This window comes from Neobacillus cucumis (assembly GCF_016908975.1).
GTDB classification, from domain to species: Bacteria; Bacillota; Bacilli; order Bacillales; family Cytobacillaceae; genus Neobacillus; species Neobacillus cucumis.
On sequence record NZ_JAFBEX010000020.1, the window covers coordinates 44,800 to 65,683 of the forward strand.

The window sequence follows — 20,884 nt, forward strand, 5'->3', positions numbered from 1 at the left end:
CGAAATCCCATAATCCTATTTATTTATCCTAGAAAAAATGTTAATATAAATCCGATTAGTAGGAATGATATCAGATGTCTGATGTCTTAGGAAAAAGGCTGGAGGAAACAGCATGTCTATTAAGTCAGATAACCGGCACTTATATTTACAAGTAATCGATCGCTTGAAGCAGGATATTGAAAATGGGGTATACAAAGAAAAAGAAAAACTGCCATCAGAATTCGATCTTGCTAAACAACTGGGTGTAAGCAGAGCAACTCTAAGGGAAGCACTTCGTATTCTTGAGGAGGAAAATGTCATCATAAGGCGCCACGGTGTGGGGACCTTTGTTAATTCAAGACCTATGTTTACCTCAGGTATTGAACAACTTAATAGTGTAACGGATATGATTAAGCAAGCTGGGATGAAACCAGGGACCATTTTCCTGAGTTCATCGACTCAAGGACCTACCGAAGAGGATATTCGTCGTTTCACATGTGCTGATAATGAGGAAATTTTTGTGATGGAAAGAGTTAGAACCGCAAACGGAGAACCGGTCGTCTATTGCATTGACAAGGTTCCGGAGCGAATTTTGCCGGAAACATTTTCCCATGGGGAAGAATCGATTTTTCAAATTTTAGAAGAAGAGGCAAATCGCAAAATTACATACGCAATTACACAAATTGAGCCTTTGGGTTATCATGAGAAAATTTCTCCCATATTAGAATGTGATCCTGAAACTGCATTATTAGTTTTAAAACAAATGCATTTCGATGAAATGGATGAACCAGTCCTGTTTTCGGTAAACTATTTTAAAGCAGATAAATTTAGTTTCCATGTATTAAGAAAAAGGATTTAATTCTTTTTGTTAATATATGTAAACGAAAACAATTTAGTTTTTCAAAACATTTCTACTTAATCAGAAAAAAGAAAATATTAGGGGGTTTAATATCTTGAAGAAACGTAAAATTGGCTTGACTTTATCTTTAGTTCTAGCAGCCGGGACACTTTTAGGTGCATGTGGAAAAAGTAATGACACGACTAAAGATAGTGGTAAAAAAGATACATTCTCTGTAGGAATGGTTACGGATATCGGTGGGGTAGATGACAAATCATTTAACCAATCTGCTTGGGAAGGGCTTCAAAAATTTGGTAAAGACAATAATATGCAAAAGGGTAAAGGTGGATATGACTACTTACAGTCAAAATCAGATGCTGATTACTCTACTAACTTAAATACACTTGCACGTCAAGATTTTGATCTTGTATTTGGAATTGGCTATCTGATGCAGGATGCAGTTAATGAAATTTCTAAACAACAAAGTAAAAAACACTTTGCGATTGTCGATTCAGAAGTGGATCAACCAAACGTTGCAAGTATCCTATTTAAAGAACAAGAAGCGTCCTTCTTAGCAGGGGTTGCTGCTGCGATGACAACCAAGTCTAACAAAATTGGATTTATCGGTGGTGTTGAAGGAGCAGTAATTGAGCGTTTTGAATCAGGATTCGTGGCAGGTGTTAAGGCTGCAAATCCGAAAGCTACAGTTGATATTCAATATGCTGGTGCATTTGATAAAGCAGAACTTGGACAATCTATTGCTTCTAAAATGTATACATCTGGAGCAGACGTAATCTTTGCTGCAGCGGGTGCAACTGGAAATGGTTTGTTCAAGGAAGCTACTGACCGAAAGTCCAAAAATCCTACTCAAGAAATTTGGGCTATTGGTGTTGACCGTGACCAATCTGATATGGGTCCAGATGTTGTCCTTACATCCGCACTAAAACGTGTTGACGTAGCAGTGGAAGACTTATCTACAAAAGCGAAAAATGGTAATTTCCCTGGCGGAAAAGTTACATTATATGGTTTAGCAGAAGATGGTGTAGGTTTAGCACCAATTAATAGTAAAGCACCAAATAAAGCAGCTATTGAAACAGCTGTTAAAGAATGGGTTGCAAAAATTAAAAAAGGTGACGTAAAGGTTCCTGGAACACGTAAAGAATTAAAAACTTTTAGTGCAAAATAATTTTATATGGGAATAAGCGGGACTAACTCGCTTATTCCTTATTAATGAAATCTTAACTGAAGTACAGAAAATTAGATTCTGTTATTCATTTAGGATTTTATTTAGGTAAACCGCTTATTTTTTAAAAACTCTGAAAGGTATGACCTCTTACTACTATAGGTCGAAATTTCCTTTTATCCTAATCATTGGGAGTGAGAAAGATGGAATATGTAATCGAGATGCTTAACATCCGTAAAGAGTTTAATGGCTTTGTTGCGAATGATAACATAACACTGCAACTAAAAAAGGGTGAAATTCATGCATTATTAGGAGAAAATGGTGCTGGAAAATCCACCTTAATGAATGTTCTTTTCGGATTATATCAGCCTGAACAAGGTGAAATCCGTGTGAAAGGAAACCCCGTTAATATTACCAATCCTAATATTGCGAATGATCTGGGAATCGGTATGGTCCATCAGCATTTTATGTTAGTGGATACGTTTAGTGTTACGGAAAATATTATCCTTGGGAGAGAAATAACATCCGGCGGACGCATTGATTTAAAAAAAGCTGAAAGAGATGTTCGTGATATATCTGAGCGCTATGGATTGGCAGTGGACCCACAAGCTAAGATTTCTGACATATCCGTTGGTATGCAGCAACGGGTAGAAATATTAAAAACCCTGTATCGTGGGGCGGAAATTGTTATTTTTGACGAGCCGTCTGCCGTCTTAACACCGCAGGAAATTAAAGAACTTATGCAGATTATGAAAACCCTTATTAAAGAAGGAAAATCAATTATATTAATCACCCATAAGCTAAAAGAGATTATGGAAGTAGCGGACCGCTGTACGGTTATTCGTAAAGGTAAAGGAATCGGTACCGTTAATGTCAGTGAAACAAACCCAAATGAACTGGCAAGTTTAATGGTAGGCCGTGAAGTTGTGTTTAAAACTGAAAAAAAAGAAGCTACTCCAAGAAATAATGTTCTAGAAGTCAATGACTTGACTGTTAAAGATTCCAGGGGCGTATCCGTGGTTAACGGCTTGGATCTTACTGTGAAAGCCGGTGAAATCGTTGGCATCGCAGGTGTAGACGGTAATGGCCAATCAGAACTTATTGAAGCGATAACAGGTCTGCGTAAAGCAGAGAATGGCAGCATTAAGTTAAATGGGAAGGAACTGATGAACCAAACTCCTCGGAAAATTACTGAATCAGGAGTAGGGCATATTCCACAGGACCGACATAAACATGGTCTAGTCTTGAACTTTCCGATTGGTGAAAATATGGTTTTACAAACTTATAATAAAAGGCCATTCTCTAGCAATGGGATTTTAAATTTTAAAGAAATTTATAAAAAAGCAAAATCATTAATTACTGAATTTGATGTTCGTACACCGAGTGAATATACATTAGCACGTGCACTTTCTGGTGGAAATCAACAAAAAGCGATTATAGGTCGCGAAGTGGATCGAAACCCAGATTTATTAATTGCAGCACAGCCAACGCGTGGTTTAGATGTTGGGGCCATTGAATTTATTCATAAGAGATTGATTGAGCAACGAGATAATGGTAAAGCAGTTTTACTTGTTTCGTTTGAGTTAGATGAAATTCTCAATGTCAGTGACAAAATAGCTGTTATTTATGAAGGGAAAATTGTAGCGGTTGTCAATCCGAAAGAAACATCTGAAGAGGAGTTAGGCTTGCTAATGGCTGGTTCAAATAGAAAGGAAGCGGGTGAACATTCCCATGTCTAAAAGGTTCAGAAATATTCTAACACCCATTATTGCTGTATTATTAGGCATAATTGTCGGAACCATCATTATGGTTGCTAGTGGGTACGATCCAATAGCTGCCTATTCAGCCCTATGGAACGGGGCTTTTGGAGAGGCTTATTACTTTGGGGAAGTGATTAGACAGTTCACTCCATATATCCTAGCTGGTTTAGCTGTGGCATTTGCTTTTCGAGTAGGTCTGTTTAATATCGGGGTTGAAGGCCAATATTTAGTTGGATGGCTTGCTGCTGTCTGGGTTGGAGTTTCATTTGACCTTCCCCGCTTTATTCATTTGCCACTAGCCATTTTAGCTGCAATGGTTGCGGGTGCACTTTGGGCATTCATACCTGGATTCTTAAAAGCAAGGTTTCGGGTCCATGAAGTCATTGTTTCCATCATGATGAACTATGTAGCACTTCATGTATGTAATTACATTATTCAGAATGTCATTACAAAAAATCAAGATAAAACAGGCATGGTTAAAGATTCTGCAACATTAAGATCAGAATGGCTTCAGAGCATAACAGATTACTCTCGTCTTCACTGGGGGATTATCGTCGCGATTGCTGGCTGTTTTATTATGTGGTTTCTACTTGAAAGGACCACTAAAGGTTATGAATTAAGAGCTGTAGGATTTAACCAACATGCTGCCCATTATGCAGGAATGAATGTGAATCGAAACATCATCCTATCTATGGTCATTGCCGGTGGTTTTGCAGGTTTAGCAGGTTCCATGGATGGACTAGGAACATTCGGGTATGACGGAGTTAAAGGCGGTTTTACAGGGGTTGGATTTGACGGTATCGCCGTCGCCTTGTTAGGCGGAAATACGTCTTTAGGTGTGTTTTTCTCGGCACTATTATTCGCAGCTTTAAAAGTAGGGGCATTAAATATGCCGCTTGAAGCAGGAGTACCAAACGAACTTGTAGATATTATTATTGCATTAATTGTATTTTTCGTAGCTTCTAGTTACATGATAAGAATGATTCTTGACCGATTAAGCAAGAAGGAGGTGAAGTAAGTTGAGCTTAATGGAAATTTTAATAATCGTTGTTCCATCAACATTGTTATGGGCTGCTCCACTTATCTTCACTGCATTAGGTGGTATTTTCTCTGAACGATCTGGGGTCGTTAATATTGGACTTGAAGGTTTAATGGTCATTGGCGCCTTTTCGGCCATTGTGTTTAATCTTACGTTTGTGGATACCTTCGGTAGTTTAACTCCTTGGATTTCCATTATTGTGGCAATGGTAGCTGGAGCTATTTTCTCCATACTTCATGCTGTTGCTGCGATTACGTTCCGTGCTGACCATACAGTATCTGGTGTAGCAATTAACTTATTAGCATCAGGGCTAACTTTGTTCCTTGTTAAGTTAATTTACGATAAGGGCGAAACAGGGATTATTAGTAAAGGCTTTAACAAGATCGATATCCCAATCTTAAAGGATATTCCAATAATTGGAGAAATATTTTTCCAAAATACTTATTGGACCTCGTTTTTAGCGATCATAGTAGCTATCATTGTTTGGTTTATCATTTATAAAACACCATTTGGACTTCGTCTTCGTTCTGTTGGAGAGCATCCGATGGCTGCGGATACAATGGGGATTAATGTTACCAAAATGCGCTACATCGGAGTGATTATATCTGGCGCTCTTGGTGGTATTGGCGGTGCCGTTTATGCTCAATCAATTACTTCCAATTTCAGCCATTCGACCATTAGCGGTCAAGGATTTATGGCTATTGCGGCGATGATCTTTGGTAAATGGCATCCACTTGGTGCACTAGGGGCAGCTATTTTCTTTGGTTTTGCACAAAGTATTAGTATAATTGGTTCAGATTTACCGTTCTTAAAAGAAATTCCAAATGTATATTTGTTAATTGCTCCTTATGTATTAACCATTCTTGCTTTAACAGGATTCATCGGCCGTGCTGACGCTCCAAAAGCAAGTGGAACACATTATATTAAAGGAAGCAGATAATGAAAAAGAAATAATTGTAAAAGAGCTCTCGTATCATGAGAGTTCTTTTTTTTAGTAATCAGAAGTAATCTCTTGTGAAGTACTAGTCTGGTAAATTATAGTAAGAAGTATAGGTTTTTTACAAAAGGAAAAGATATAAAGAAAAATGTTTACATATTCTTAAAGTAAGCCCTTTATGGAAAAGGAGGATTACAAATGAACTCAACTGCAGAAAAAATATCAGAATTGCAGGGATATAAGCTTCATGTGATTGAAACAGAAAAGTATAAGACGAATACATTTGTCTGGAGAATGAAAGCACCATTAACAAAAGAGGATGTAACCAAAAGGGCACTGCTCCCGCATGTTTTGCAGAGCAGCTCAGCAAAATATCCCTCAACAACGGCCTTACGCTCCTATTTAGATGAATTATATGGCGCCACTCTTTATGTTGATTTGTCCAAAAAGGGTGAATACCATGTGATGAGTGTGTCTTTAGAAATCGCCAATGAAAAATTCTTAAGTGATCCTACCCCACTTTTGAAAAAAGGATTTGAGTTGTTATCAGAAATTTTAACTCATCCGAATGGTTCAGGAAACGCTTTTGATAAAGATACTGTGGAGAAAGAAAAGCGAGTTCTTAAATCAAGGATTCAATCTGTCTATGATGATAAAATGCGCTATTCCAATGTCCGCCTTTTAGAAGAAATGTGTAAAGACGAACCATATGCCCTTCAGGTGAATGGCGAAGCAGATGCTGTGGATGAAATAACACCGGAAAATTTATATGAATATTTTCAGAAAGCCTTTTCGGAAGATGAACTAGATCTTTATGTCATTGGTGATGTGAAAGAAGAGGAAGTAAAACAACTGGCTGGTCAGTTACTAAACTTTGAAAATCGCCCCCCGAAAAAAGTGGAAACAGAAAAAATAGCTAATCGAACTGAAGTGAATGAGGTAAAAGAGCAACAAGATGTTAAACAAGGAAAATTAAATATCGGGTACCGGACCAATATTGTATATGGAGATCCTGATTATTTTGCCCTTCAAGTTTTCAATGGAATTTTCGGCGGTTTTTCACATTCTAAATTATTTATTAATGTTCGTGAAAAGGCGAGTTTAGCCTACTATGCTGCAAGCCGTCTCGAGAGCCATAAGGGATTGATGATGGTTATGTCTGGGATTGATTTAAAGAACTATGATCAAGCAGTAGGGATTATTCACGAACAAATGGATGCAATGAAAAAAGGCGATTTTACGGATCAAGAATTGGAGCAAACCAAGGCTGTTATCCAAAATCAAATTTTAGAAACGGTTGACACTGCTCGTGGTTTAACAGAAATCCTTTATCATAATGTCGTGGCATGTACAAATATTTCTCTTGAAACCTGGATGTCTGAAATGAATAACGTCACAAAAGAAGAAATAATAGCAGTAGCCAATAAAATACAACTTGATACGATTTATTTCTTAACGGGAACGGAGGCGGGCAAATAATGGAGAAAATTTCTTTTGACCAGCTTCAAGAAGAACTTTTTCATGAAAAAATGTCTAATGGCTTGAATGTGTATATTCTGCCAAAGAAAGGCTTTAATAAAACATATGCCACTTTTACAACCAAATATGGATCCGTTGATAATACCTTTGTGCCACTAGGGAAAGATGACTATGTTAAGGTACCAGATGGGATTGCCCACTTTTTAGAGCATAAGCTGTTTGAAAAAGAAGATGGCGATGTATTCCAGCAGTTTAGCCGTCAAGGGGCGTCAGCTAACGCCTTTACATCTTTTACACGTACAGCCTACTTATTTTCAAGTACCGCTGATGTTGAAAAGAATTTAGAAACATTGATTGATTTTGTCCAAAGCCCTTATTTTTCTGAAAAAACAGTGGAAAAGGAAAAAGGAATTATTGGTCAGGAAATTACCATGTACGATGATAATCCAGATTGGCGTTTGTACTTTGGCTTAATTCAAAATTTATATCAAAACCATCCAGTGAAAATTGATATTGCAGGGACGATTGAGTCAATTGCTGAAATTGATAAAGATTGGCTTTATGAATGTTACAACACATTCTACCACCCAAGCAACATGCTTTTATTTATTGTAGGTCCTGTAGACCCGGAAAAAATTATGACGCAGGTAAGAGATAACCAGGCGAAAAAAGATTATAAAGATATGCCGGAAATTAAACGGAAATTTGAAGAAGAGCCGCCGCAGGCTGCCGAAAAGAAACAAGTTCTTCAAATGAATGTGCAAACTTCTAAAACACTTTTAGGAATTAAGGCCCTTCATGTTGATCAGTCGGGCGATGTGCTTTTGAAAAATGAGCTGACCATGAACGTGCTGCTTGATTTATTGTTTGGCAAGAGTTCTAAAAACTATAATAAGTTATATGATGAAGGGCTTGTAGACGAAACCTTCTCCTATGACTATACACAGGAACAAGGATTTGGTTTTGCAATGGTTGGCGGTGACACAGGCGAACCGGATCAACTTGCTGACCGGCTGCAGCAAATGCTTCTGGATGCAAAGAAAGCCAGTGTGTTTAACGAAGAACAACTCGAAAGGGCAAAAAGAAAGAAAATTGGTGCCTTTTTGCGGGCGGTCAATTCACCTGAATATATCGCCAATCAATTTACTCGCTATGCGTTTAATGATATGAATTTATTCGATGTCGTGCCAACACTCGAAAAAATTACCCTTCAGGATGTTCAGTCGTTAGCATCTGAAGTCATATCAGAGGAACGTTTCTCGGTATGCCAAGTGATCCCAAAACAAAAGTAGGCGAAGAAGCGTCGGAAACCGGCGCTTCTTTGGCGTCTATGTATAGAAAGAGTGATAAAAATTGAAAAAGTATGTGTTATTAACGGGAGCAAGCGGGGGAATTGGACAAGCGGTAGCCTTACATTTGGCTGCGAAGGGATATCATTTATATCTTCACTATAATCAAAACAAACAAACCATCCTAGAATTAAGGGATAAACTTGCATCATTTGGCGGAGAATACATCCCGATACAGGCTGATTTTTCCTCCGTTACAGGATACCAGTCCATTCCAGAGCAAATTTTTTCCTTAGATGCAATCATCCATTGCGGTGGGAAAAGTCATTATGGGTTACTACTTGATTTAAAACAGGAAGAAGCTCAAGAATTATTCAATATCCATGTCTTAAATCCATTGATGCTGACAAAAGAACTATTGCCTAAATTTTTAACAAAACGTTCAGGCAATATTATTGTGATCACGTCTATGTGGGGGCAGACGGGGGCGTCATGTGAAGTGGCCTATTCTGCCGCTAAAGGGGCACAAATAGCCTTTGTGAAGGCATTAAGTAAAGAGGTAGCATTAAATGGCATCCGTGTAAATGCCATAGCTCCAGGGGCTGTAGACACCTCTATGATGGAGGGATTTACCTTTGAAGAAGTGGAGCAAATTTCTTTTGATATTCCAATGGGGAGAATCGCGAGACCTGAAGAAATCGCGGGAAGCGTTGCTTTTTTACTGTCAGATGACTCTTCATACATGACCGGTCAAGTACTGTCAGTGAACGGTGGATGGTACACATAAAAAATTTCATGATGATAAATGTATAGTTCATTAAGCTTCTTCACAAAATATCCTTGTACTATTCTAAAGGAGGGAATACAATGTCTGTTTTAGAAAACTGGAAACAATGGGAAGACTTCTTAGCAGATCGTCTTCACCATGCACAGAATGAAGGCATGAGCGAAGGGGCTGTTAATAACTTAGCATTTCAAATTGGTGACTATTTGGCTAACCAAGTTGAGCCAAAAAATGAACAAGAAAGAATACTTGCAGACCTATGGTCCGTTGCGGATAAACAAGAACAGCAGGCTATTGCCAATATGATGGTAAAATTAATTTCAAACAACGGCAACCGTTAAGAGAGGGGGACCTAAATGGTCTCTCTCTTTCTTATTTGGGAAAGATTTTCAATAAATCGTTCTTATTCTTCGTTTTTTCTTTCATCTTCTATTAAAATCATTTATTATAAAGTTTAGATGTGACAGTGCGAAAAAATTGTCGAAACTTCTTTTTGGGGGTTTTATGAGTATGAAAAAAGAATGGTACTTAGAATATGAGATTCAAAAAAACCGTCCCGGTCTCTTGGGTGACATATCCTCTTTATTAGGAATGCTGGCAATTAATATTGTCACTATTAATGGTGTTGATGAAGGCAGACGCGGTTTACTTATCTTAGCAAAAGATGATGACCAAATAAAACGGTTAGAGTCAATTTTAAATACTATGGACACAATAAAGGTAATAAAACTAAGAGAACCGAAACTGCGTGACAGACTTGCAGTTAGGCATGGTCGTTATATACAAAGGGATGCTGATGATAAAAAAACATTCCGATTTGTAAGAGATGAGCTTGGATTATTAGTTGATTTTATGGCAGAATTATTTAAGCAGGAGGGACATAAACTCATCGGTATTCGGGGAATGCCTCGAGTCGGGAAAACGGAATCTCTCGTTGCTGCAAGTGTTTGTGCAAACAAACGATGGTTGTTTGTTTCTTCTACTCTGTTAAAGCAAACGATTCGCAATCAATTGATTGAAGATGAATACAATGCTAACAATTTGTTTATTCTTGATGGGATTGTTTCAACCAGACGTGCTAACGAGCGGCACTGGCAGCTTGTTCGTGAAATTATGCGCATGCCGTCTGTTAAAGTAATAGAGCATCCTGATATTTTTGTACAAAATTCAGAGTACACGCTTGACGATTTTGATTATATTATTGAACTTCGAAACCATGCAGATGAAGAAATAACCTACGATGTCGTTGACCAGCATAATATGTTCACTGGATCTGACTTTGGGGATTTTGATTTTTAATAAATTGGAAGGTGTTACAGTTGACGGAATTAGGGAATCGATTAAAGGAAACCCGATTAGCTAAAAACTTAAGCTTAGATGATCTTCAAACCATTACCAAAATTCAAAAACGATATTTAGTTGGTATTGAAGAAGGTAATTATGAAAGCATGCCCGGAAATTTCTACGTAAGGGCCTTTATTAAGCAATATGCAGAAGCACTTAATTTAAATCCTGATGAAATCTTTGAAACCTATCAGAATGAAATTCCTGCCTCCCATAATGATGAGATTCATCATTTATCTAGGGTGAAAACGCACAAAGCAATTTCAGAGCGGAGCTCAAAAGTATTTGATCTACTGCCAAAGGTTTTAATTGGTGTGTTTGTCATTGGTATTGCGAGTCTTTTATATTATTTTATTTCCAATAATGTTGGAGATAATAAAAATCAAACACTTAGCAATGACACACAGAAAGTTAAAATTGAAAAATCTACCGAGCTTGAAAAGTTAAACTCTGATCAGACGGCAAAAACAGACACTAATGATAGTGTTACGAATAAAGAAACAACCACGACTAAAAAAGAGGCAACACCTGCCCCAGTAACACCAAAGCAAGAATTAACGGCTGTTCAAAAACAAGGTACTACGACAACATATGACTTGAAAAATGCAGATAAATTTGTCATTAAGCTAGTTTCTAAAGGACAAACCTGGGTAAGCATTAAAAACGGAAAACAGAAAACCTTTTTCCATGGAATGCTTATAAAAGGTAAAACCGAGAGTCAAACACAAGATTTGTCGACAGAAACGATGGCTATTATAAGAGTCGGAAACGCTGCAAATACAGACATTTACGTGAATGACCAAAAGCTTGAGTATGCGATTCCAGCAACAGCCAATGTTCAGAACATCAAGATTCAATATGTTCTGAAGAATGAATAGTCATCTGCTGATGACTATTTTTCACTTTTTTCAAAGATAAGGAGAAGAATTATGAATATTCCTAATAGAATAACGGTATCAAGGATCCTACTAATCCCATTATTCTTAATCATTATGCTCGTACCTTTTGATTGGGGCGATATGCATCTTCTCGGCGCAGATTTACCTGTCACTCATTTTGTTGGAGCACTCATTTTTATATTCGCTTCAACTACAGACTGGGTTGACGGTTATTACGCCCGAAAATTTAATCTGGTGACAAATATGGGCAAATTCCTTGATCCATTAGCTGATAAATTACTAGTGTCAGCCGCCTTAATCGTTCTTGTTGAACTTAACGATGTTTATGCCCCTTCATGGATTGTGATTATTATCATCAGCAGAGAATTTGCTGTTACCGGACTTCGCTTGTTATTGGCGGGTGAGGGTGAGGTAGTGGCAGCAAATATGCTTGGTAAAATTAAGACCTGGACACAAATTATCGCCATTTCGTCGTTATTATTACATAATTTTATTTTTGCAATGATTCCTTTCCGCTTTGATATTTTGTCATTATGGGTTGCGATGTTTTTTACCATTTGGTCTGGCTGGGATTATTTCGCCAAGAACAGTCATGTGTTAAAAAACTCAAAATAGGTCTGAAAATGGTTTGTTTTTAAGGGGGAGAAGGGCTTGAAAAATGCTGAAATTATTGCGGTTGGTTCAGAGTTATTGCTTGGACAAATTGTTAACACTAATGCCCGATTTATTTCACAGCAGTTAGCGGATCTTGGAATTAACGTATTTTTTCATACGGTTGTCGGCGATAATCCTGACAGACTTCTATCTGCGATCAAAACGGCAGAAAAACGGGCTAATGTCATTATTTTTACTGGCGGTTTAGGGCCAACAAAAGATGATTTAACGAAGGAAACAATTGCCCATCATCTAGGAAAGAATCTTGTAATGGATCAAAATGCACTAGAGTCCATTGAGTTGTACTTCTCTCGGACAAACCGGGTGATGACGGAAAATAATCGAAAGCAAGCATTGGTGTTAGAAGGGTCTCATATCCTTCCAAATGACCACGGTATGGCTCCTGGAATGGTGCTTGAAACAAATGGGAACACCTATATGCTACTTCCGGGTCCTCCAAAGGAAATGGAGCCTATGTTCCGTTATTATGGCTGTCCAGCACTTTCTCCTAAAGATGCGGTCAATGAAAAAATTGTTTCAAGGGTTCTGCGTTTCTTTGGAATTGGTGAAGCGGCACTAGAAACAGAAATTATCGACCTAATTGATGCCCAAAGTAATCCAACGATCGCACCGCTTGCCGGAGATGGAGAAGTCACACTTCGTTTGACGGCAAAACATGTGGATGAGGCTGTTGCACAGTCTATGCTGGATGAAGTGGAAAAAGCCATTAGAGTCCGAGTAGGACAGTTTATTTATGGTTATGATGATACTTCATTATTAGCAGAGCTGACGAATGTGTTAAAGGAAAAAAAGCTTGCTATTACTGCTGCAGAGAGTTTGACAGGGGGCTTGTTTCAGAAGGAACTAACTTCGATTTCGGGCGCAAGTGCTGTGTTTAAAGGCGGCGTGGTTTGTTATTCGAATGAAGTGAAGAATAAAGTGCTGCGCGTGAAGCAAGAAACGCTTGAAAAGGATGGTGCTGTGAGTGAGCAGTGTGCCTTAGAGCTTGCAGAAAATGCAGCAGATCTAATTGGTGCTGACATTGGTATTAGTTTCACTGGTGTAGCAGGTCCCAATGAGTTAGAAGGTAAACCAGTTGGCACGGTCTATATTGGGGTTGCGATTAAGGGGAGACCTACAGTAGTGGAAAAGCTAACACTTAGCGGTACGAGGGAAGCAATTCGTAATCGTGCGGTGAAATATGGCTGCTATTTTATTTTGCAGAATTTAAAAGTATCACAGAATGCGTAATAGCGTTCTGTGATTTTTTATTTTTTGGGGGATGTGTGGTTGCGGCGAGGGTAATTTTCAGTGTGTTCTGTCGGAGTGGGGTGTGATTCGGACAGTCGGGAGCCAAAATCAGATTACACTGTCCGAATGAGAGTGTGATTCGGACAGCCCGGAGCCAAAATCAGAAAGCACTGTCTGAATAAGGGGGCGATTCGGACAGCCCGGAGCAAAATATAGCTTGCGCTGTCCGAATGAGGGGAGGATTCGGACAGCCCGGAGCCAAAATGAGAATGCCCTGTCCGAATGAGGGTGTGATTCGGACAGCACAGAGCACAATGAGAATGCCCTGTCCGAATAAGGTTGAGATTCGGACAGTCCGGAGCAAAATACAGAATGCCCTGTCCGAATAAGGATGTGATTCGGACAGCCCGGAGCCAAAATCAGAATGCCCTGTCCGAATAAGGGTGTGATTCGGACAGTCCGGAGCAAAAAAAAGCTTGCGCTGTCCGAATGAGAGTAGGATTCGGACAGCCTGGAGCCAAAATCAGATCGCCCTGTCCGAATGAGAATCGTATCCGGTTACCCTTAGCTGTTTCCTGCCGATATTGTTCAACTCAGCGCACCTATTCAGATTGGAGGATTATATTAAGTCAGTATGGATTTTTAATTGAAATGATCTCCACAATTATAGGAATATTAAGCGATTAATAAACTACTACTCTTAAAACCCTCAAAAATTTGATTTTTCAGATAAGAAGGAGAAATACGCTTATCAGCAGGTAATGGATAATAGAAAGACAAAAAAAGGGGTTATATACCTGTTTTCCCAGTATAAATTGTTTATAAAAGGGTCGAATAAATGTTCGCTTTTTTACTCGACAAATAAATGAAAAAAAGGTATAGTAGTTATAGGATTTATATTCATAGACTTAAACGAAATAATTCAATTCTTTATATAAAAAAGGAGGAACTATTTGTGAGTGACCGCAAGGCCGCCTTAGAGATGGCGTTAAAGCAAATAGAAAAACAATTTGGTAAAGGCTCAATTATGAAAATGGGTGAGCAAACGGAAACAAGGATATCAACTGTTCCTAGTGGTTCTTTAGCACTTGATGCGGCACTTGGTGTAGGTGGATACCCTAGAGGCCGTATTATCGAAATATATGGACCAGAAAGCTCTGGTAAAACAACCGTAGCCCTTCATGCAATCGCAGAAGTTCAAGCTAAAGGCGGACAAGCAGCGTTTATTGATGCTGAGCATGCGCTGGATCCGACTTATGCACATAAACTTGGTGTAAATATTGATGAATTACTTTTATCCCAGCCTGACACAGGTGAACAAGCACTTGAAATCGCTGAAGCCTTAGTACGAAGCGGTGCTGTCGATATTATCGTTATCGATTCAGTTGCAGCATTAGTACCTAAAGCAGAAATCGAAGGAGAAATGGGTGACGCTCACGTAGGTTTACAAGCCCGTTTAATGTCACAAGCCCTTCGTAAACTATCAGGTGCAATCAACAAATCAAAAACAATCGCCATCTTCATTAACCAGATTCGTGAGAAGGTAGGGGTCATGTTCGGGAACCCCGAGACGACACCTGGTGGTCGTGCACTTAAATTCTATTCAACCGTCCGTCTTGAAGTGCGCCGTGCTGAAACATTAAAGCAAGGCAACGACATGGTTGGTAACAAGACAAAAATTAAAGTCGTAAAGAACAAAGTAGCGCCGCCATTCCGTGTAGCAGAAGTCGATATTATGTATGGAGAAGGGATCTCTAAAGAAGGCGAGATCATCGATCTAGGCTCTGAACTAGATATCGTCCAAAAAAGCGGTTCATGGTACTCCTATAACGATGAAAGACTTGGCCAAGGCCGTGAAAATGCGAAATTATTCTTAAAAGAAAATCCTGATACCCGTCAGGAAATCATGCTGAAAATCCGTGAACACTACGGTTTAGATGGTGATAAAATGGTGACGGAAACTGAGGAAGACGAACAGTTTAATTTATTAGATAATTAGAATTTTGTGAGCAAAGCCTGACATAGGTTTTGCTTTTTTAATAAGAAAATGAATAAAAATACAAAATAATAAATAAATATTCATATATAAAAAGCAAACTTACAGCCCATCAATTGTGAAATTCTAAATATTTCAAAATGCTGTTTGGACAAAGCCTTGACAATAAATATTCACAGCCTTACAATTAACATGTATATTTTACATTTTTGGAAATATTACATTGTGAAAAGCCTTGGTGCTTGGTGTATATTGAGTCTAAACAATGTACATGCCGACACTTAAAAAAAGAACAAAAAGTTAATAGCAAGAGGGGGTGTAACGATTGGATATAATTACGATCATCTCCATTTTGCTTGGCCTTATCGTCGGTGCCGTTGTTGGCTATTTTGTTCATAAATCCATTGCTGATGCAAAAGTAGCAGGTGCAAAGAATGCTGCAGAGCAGATTCTTGAAGATGCGAAACGTGATGCTGATTCATTGAAAAAAGAAGCTTTGCTTGAAGCAAAGGATGAAATTCACAAGCTTCGAACTGAAGCTGAACGTGAGGTTCGTGAACGAAGAAATGAAATGCAAAAACAAGAAAACCGTTTACTGCAAAGAGAAGAGAATTTAGATCGAAAAGAGGATACGTTGAATAAGCGTGAAAATCTTTTAGAAAAGAAGGATGATTCTCTAAACCAAAGACAACAGCATATTGAAGAGATGGAAAGCAAAGTGGACGAGTTGGTACGTAAACAACAAACAGAACTCGAACGAATTTCGAGCTTAACTCGCGAGGAAGCAAAAACAATCATTATCGATAAAATGGAGCAAGAGCTTACTCATGACACAGCTATAATGATTAAAGAAAGTGAAAACCGAGCAAAAGAGGAAGCCGACAAGAAAGCAAAGGAAATCCTTTCCCTAGCTATCCAGCGTTGCGCTGCTGACCATGTTGCGGAAACGACTGTCTCTGTCGTCAACCTTCCGAATGATGAAATGAAAGGCCGGATTATTGGTCGTGAAGGAAGAAACATTCGTACACTTGAAACGTTAACGGGAATTGACTTGATTATTGATGATACTCCTGAAGCTGTCATTTTATCAGGCTTTGATCCGATTCGGAGAGAAACGGCTCGTTTAGCTTTAGAGAAGTTAGTCCAAGACGGACGAATCCATCCAGCCCGAATTGAAGAAATGGTTGAAAAATCTCGTCGTGAAGTGGATGAATACATCCGTGAAGTCGGAGAGCAAACAACCTTTGAAGTGGGTGTTCATGGACTCCATCCGGATCTTATTAAAATCCTTGGTCGCTTAAAATTCCGTACCAGCTACGGGCAAAATGTCCTTAAGCACTCCATGGAAGTGGCTCAGCTTTCAGGCTTGTTAGCTGCGGAACTTGGACAGGATGAAACACTGGCTCGTCGTGCTGGTTTGCTGCATGACATTGGTAAGGCAATTGACCACGAGGTTGAAGGCAGCCATGTGGAAATTGGGGTAGAACTTGCAACCAAATACAAAGAACACCCTGTAGTAATCAATAGTATTGCATCCCACCATGGTGATACAGCACCAACATCTATCATTGCCGTTCTTGTAGCAGCAGCAGATGCCTTGTCTGCGGCTAGACCAGGAGCTCGTAGTGAAACATTGGAGAATTATATTCGCCGCCTTGAAAAGCTTGAGGAGATTTCAGAGTCATATGAAGGTGTTGAAAAGTCTTTTGCGATTCAAGCAGGTAGAGAAGTACGTATTATTGTAAGACCAGACGCAATTGATGATCTTGCCGCCCATCGATTGGCACGCGATATTCGAAAGCGAATCGAAGAGGAACTTGATTATCCAGGACATATTAAAGTGACCGTTATCCGTGAGACACGGGCGGTTGAATATGCAAAATAAAGCGGTGCAAATTGCACTGCTTTATTTTTTTGAGTACAGTAAATGGCGATTAAAGAGAAATCATATGTGAGACAATTTAAACAATACTAATTTTGTTAGACGAAAGGAAATACAATGAATTTACTTTTTATTGGAGATGTAGTCGGCTCTCCAGGCCGTGATATGGTGAAGGAATTTTTGCCAAAATTAAAGGAAAAATACCGCCCCAATTTTACGATTATAAATGGTGAGAATGCGGCAGGGGGCAAGGGAATTACCGAAAAAATCTATCGGGAGTTTTTAAGTCAAGGTGCACAAGCTGTTACACTTGGCAACCATGCTTGGGATAACCGAGAGATATTTGAGTTTATTGATTCAGCCAAAAACATGATAAGACCTGCTAATTTTCCTGAAGGGACACCGGGAAAGGGGTTGGCTTTTTTCAAAGTGAATGAATTTGAAATCGCGGTTATGAATCTTCAGGGTCGAACCTTTATGTCACCTTTAGATTGTCCTTTTCGAAAAGCAGATGAACTAGTCCAAATCGCCAGGGAACGGACTCCATTTATCTTTGTGGATTTTCATGCGGAGGTCACAAGTGAGAAACAAGCAATGGGCTGGTATTTAGATGGAAGAGTATCGGCAGTAATTGGTACCCACACACATGTTCAAACTGCTGACAACCGAATTTTACCTGGAGGTACCGGCTATTTATCTGATGTTGGGATGACAGGTCCGTACGATGGTATTCTAGGCGTAGATCGCGAGTTAGTACTAAAAAGGTTCTTAACGAGTCTGCCGGTTAGATTCGAAGTACCTAAGTCAGAACGAAACCAGTTGAGCGCCGTTTACATAGAACTAGATCGGAAAACAGGTTTAGCTAAGAAAATAGAACCAATCCAAATCAATGACGATCATCCTTTTTACAGTTAAAAAAGCTTCCCTGTCAGTGAAGCTTTTTTGTTAATTCCCTTAGAAATAGGCAAATGGTTTTTGCGAAAATCTTGACTTTTTTCGTCCAAGCCGGAATATGTCTTTTCACCACTGAATATAGTAGCAGTGGAATGTTATAACCTGATTTGTTCATGAACTGCTCATGCGGGATCGGGATTTTCTAAGGGGGAGCTAGGGATGGAAATATTAAAAGTTTCAGCAAAATCTAATCCTAATTCTGTAGCTGGTGCACTTGCCGGAGTTCTGCGTGAAAGAGGTGCAGCAGAAATACAGGCAATTGGTGCGGGTGCATTAAATCAAGCCGTAAAGGCAGTAGCGATTGCAAGAGGATTTGTAGCACCTAGCGGAGTTGATTTAATTTGTATCCCTGCGTTTACCGATATTTTGATTGACGGGGAAGAACGCACAGCAATTAAGCTTATTGTGGAGCCAAGGTAGTAGAAAAAGCCATTATATGTAATCAACATAGAAATTCACATACTTGCCTGCTTGGAATCATTCCAAGCAGGTTTTTGTGTTGTTCGATTTTAATACAATATTACATTTTTACTATTCTGCTATATAACAAAACAATACAATAGAATAATAAATTCAAGTAAACAATCTAGCATTTTGCATAATAAATTGTATATTTTAACTAATTTTTCCTGATTTCATCATAACATTTATTTAATAATAAAAAAATATTCATATTTTAGACATTATTTCGAGCCAAAGGGTTGCAATTTTAAGTACATAGGTCTAGAATTGTAAGCGTTTAGTACATATTCTTTATTCTGACTATTTAGTCTATAATGCGATTTCACAGACTAATTTTTAGTTGATTACTTGGAATTGTGCTATAATTAACATGATTTAGACTACTTAATTTATACATATCCAAAGGGGTGTAAGGGAATGATCAATCAACTTTCGTGGAAAGTTGGCGGACAACAAGGGGAAGGTATTGAAAGTACTGGGGAAATCTTTGCTATCGCACTGAATCGCCTAGGATATTACTTGTATGGTTATCGTCACTTTTCATCTCGTATTAAAGGCGGACACACTAATAATAAGATAAGAGTTAGCACAACAGAAGTTCGTTCTATTTCTGATGACCTGGACATCCTTGTAGCATTCGACCAAGAAACAATCGATGTTAACTACAAAGAACTACACAGCAATGGTGTCATTTTAGCAGATGCAAAATTTGATCCAAAGAAACCAGAAGACACTGAAGCCTCCTTGTATGCGGTTCCATTCACTGAAATTGCAACAGAACTAGGGACTTCCTTAATGAAGAATATGGTTGCTATTGGGGCTACCTCTGCTGTTCTAGATTTGGATATTCAAGTTTTTGAAGAAGTAGTTCGAGAGATTTTTGGTAAAAAAGGTGATAAAGTTGTAGCCAAAAACATGGATGCTATTAAAGTAGGCTACGATTATATGAAAGAAAAAATGGATTCAGCCGTACCAACGATGGTCCTAGAAAAAGCTGATGGCAAACGCCGTATGTATATGATCGGAAATGATGCTATAGCATTAGGTGCTCTTGCAGCCGGATGCCGATTCATGGCAGCATATCCTATTACACCTGCTTCTGATATTATGGAATATTTAATTAAGAAATTACCGGCAGTAGGTGGAACTGTTATTCAAACGGAAGATGAAATTGCAGCATGTACGATGACAATTGGCGCAAGTTACGGCGGTATCCGTGCGCTAACCGCTTCATCAGGACCAGGATTATCATTGAAAATGGAAGCGATTGGACTTGCTGGTATCACAGAAACTCCACTTGTTATCGTAGATACACAGCGTGGAGGTCCTTCAACTGGATTACCAACAAAGCAAGAACAGTCTGACTTAATGGCAATGATTTATGGAACACATGGTGAAATTCCAAAAATCGTTTTAGCTCCAAGTACTGTTCAAGAAGCTTTCTATGATACGGCTGAAGCCTTTAACCTTGCTGAAGAGTATCAATGCCCGGTCATTGTATTATCTGACCTTCAATTATCATTAGGTAAACAAACAGTAGAACCTTTAGATGTTTCTAAAGTAGAAGTTAGACGCGGAAAGCTTGTAACAGATGAGCTTCCAGAAATCGAAAACAAAGGCTACTTCAGACGCTATGAAGTAACGGAAGATGGTGTTTCACCTCGTACCATTCCTGGTATGAAAAACGGTATCCACCACGTTACTGGTGTTGAGCATGCTGAAACTGGTAAACCATCCGAATCGTCAACAAACCGTATTGCACAAATGGATAAGCGTATGCGTAAAGTGGAAAATATCCGCTTTAACACACCTGTTTATAAAAATGCGCCACATGAAAATCCAGATTTATTGATTGTAGGGTTTAACTCTACTCGCGGGGCTATTGAAGAAGCAATGGTTCGATTAGAGAAAGATGGTTTGAAAGTAAATCATGCCCAAATTCGTCTAATTCATCCATTCCCAACTGATGAAGTATTACCATTGGTTCAAGCTGCGAAAAAAGTAATTGTTGTCGAAAACAATGCGACTGGACAGCTTGCAAACATTATGAAAATGAATGTTGGTCATGCTGAAAAAATCACGAAATATGTTAAATATGATGGGAACCCATTCTTGCCTCACGAAGTTCATTCAAAATGTAAGGAGTTGTTCTAA

At 38.8% G+C, this 20,884-nt stretch carries 18 protein-coding genes; all 18 read left to right on the plus strand.

Features of this window, described 5'->3' with window-relative positions; genetic code table 11:
• Positions 1-112: 112 nt before the first annotated feature.
• The 18 genes from JOC76_RS22370 (at position 113) to JOC76_RS22455 (ending at position 20,884) form a co-directional block, all read left to right on the plus strand.
• On the plus strand, positions 113-838 hold the full coding sequence (locus JOC76_RS22370; protein WP_205180993.1) for a GntR family transcriptional regulator: 726 nt from the start codon (positions 113-115) through the stop codon (positions 836-838).
• Positions 839-932: 94 nt separating this feature from the next.
• On the plus strand, positions 933-2,003 hold the full coding sequence (locus tag JOC76_RS22375) for a BMP family lipoprotein (RefSeq protein ID WP_205180994.1): 1,071 nt from the start codon (positions 933-935) through the stop codon (positions 2,001-2,003).
• Positions 2,004-2,203: 200 nt separating this feature from the next.
• Positions 2,204-3,739: an ABC transporter ATP-binding protein gene (locus JOC76_RS22380; protein WP_205180995.1), complete on the plus strand. Its 1,536-nt coding sequence runs from the start codon at positions 2,204-2,206 to the stop codon at positions 3,737-3,739.
• Entirely contained in the window at positions 3,732-4,778 is a 1,047-nt protein-coding gene (locus JOC76_RS22385; protein WP_205180996.1) for an ABC transporter permease, read from the plus strand. The genes JOC76_RS22380 and JOC76_RS22385 overlap by 8 nt, the downstream gene beginning before the upstream one ends.
• Position 4,779: 1 nt before the next feature.
• Positions 4,780-5,739 carry an ABC transporter permease gene (locus JOC76_RS22390; RefSeq protein ID WP_205180997.1) on the plus strand — a complete coding sequence of 320 codons (960 nt, stop codon included), beginning with the start codon at positions 4,780-4,782 and terminating at the stop codon, positions 5,737-5,739.
• 195 nt (positions 5,740-5,934) lie between these two features.
• A complete protein-coding gene (yfmF, locus tag JOC76_RS22395) occupies positions 5,935-7,215 on the plus strand; it encodes an EF-P 5-aminopentanol modification-associated protein YfmF (RefSeq protein WP_205180998.1) in 1,281 nt (426 codons plus the stop codon).
• Positions 7,215-8,507: an EF-P 5-aminopentanol modification-associated protein YfmH gene (yfmH, locus tag JOC76_RS22400; protein ID WP_205180999.1), complete on the plus strand. Its 1,293-nt coding sequence runs from the start codon at positions 7,215-7,217 to the stop codon at positions 8,505-8,507. The genes yfmF and yfmH overlap by 1 nt, the downstream gene beginning before the upstream one ends.
• A gap of 61 nt (positions 8,508-8,568) precedes the next feature.
• Positions 8,569-9,291: an elongation factor P 5-aminopentanone reductase gene (ymfI, locus tag JOC76_RS22405; protein WP_205181000.1), complete on the plus strand. Its 723-nt coding sequence runs from the start codon at positions 8,569-8,571 to the stop codon at positions 9,289-9,291.
• An 80-nt stretch (positions 9,292-9,371) separates the two neighbouring features.
• Positions 9,372-9,629 (plus strand): DUF3243 domain-containing protein, encoded by a 258-nt coding sequence (locus JOC76_RS22410; RefSeq protein WP_205181001.1) that lies wholly within the window; start codon positions 9,372-9,374, stop codon positions 9,627-9,629.
• A gap of 169 nt (positions 9,630-9,798) precedes the next feature.
• Positions 9,799-10,587 (plus strand): DUF3388 domain-containing protein, encoded by a 789-nt coding sequence (locus tag JOC76_RS22415; RefSeq protein ID WP_205181002.1) that lies wholly within the window; start codon positions 9,799-9,801, stop codon positions 10,585-10,587.
• A gap of 11 nt (positions 10,588-10,598) precedes the next feature.
• The gene (locus JOC76_RS22420) at positions 10,599-11,510 is read left to right on the plus strand and encodes a helix-turn-helix domain-containing protein (protein WP_307784754.1); all 912 of its coding nucleotides are present in this window, start codon (positions 10,599-10,601) and stop codon (positions 11,508-11,510) included.
• A 51-nt stretch (positions 11,511-11,561) separates the two neighbouring features.
• Positions 11,562-12,146, plus strand: coding sequence for a CDP-diacylglycerol--glycerol-3-phosphate 3-phosphatidyltransferase (gene pgsA / locus JOC76_RS22425; RefSeq protein WP_205181004.1), 585 nt, complete (start codon positions 11,562-11,564; stop codon positions 12,144-12,146).
• A gap of 36 nt (positions 12,147-12,182) precedes the next feature.
• Complete coding sequence (locus JOC76_RS22430; protein WP_205181005.1) at positions 12,183-13,436, plus strand: competence/damage-inducible protein A; 1,254 nt, start codon at positions 12,183-12,185, stop codon at positions 13,434-13,436.
• A 955-nt stretch (positions 13,437-14,391) separates the two neighbouring features.
• Entirely contained in the window at positions 14,392-15,435 is a 1,044-nt protein-coding gene (gene recA, locus JOC76_RS22435; protein ID WP_205181006.1) for a recombinase RecA, read from the plus strand.
• Positions 15,436-15,757: 322 nt separating this feature from the next.
• Positions 15,758-17,317 (plus strand): ribonuclease Y, encoded by a 1,560-nt coding sequence (rny, locus tag JOC76_RS22440; protein WP_205181007.1) that lies wholly within the window; start codon positions 15,758-15,760, stop codon positions 17,315-17,317.
• Positions 17,318-17,431: 114 nt separating this feature from the next.
• Positions 17,432-18,229, plus strand: coding sequence for a TIGR00282 family metallophosphoesterase (locus JOC76_RS22445; RefSeq protein ID WP_205181008.1), 798 nt, complete (start codon positions 17,432-17,434; stop codon positions 18,227-18,229).
• 198 nt (positions 18,230-18,427) lie between these two features.
• Complete coding sequence (gene spoVS, locus JOC76_RS22450) at positions 18,428-18,688, plus strand: stage V sporulation protein SpoVS (RefSeq protein WP_003211281.1); 261 nt, start codon at positions 18,428-18,430, stop codon at positions 18,686-18,688.
• Positions 18,689-19,147: 459 nt separating this feature from the next.
• Positions 19,148-20,884, plus strand: a complete 1,737-nt coding sequence (locus JOC76_RS22455; protein ID WP_205181009.1) for a 2-oxoacid:acceptor oxidoreductase subunit alpha — start codon at positions 19,148-19,150, stop codon at positions 20,882-20,884.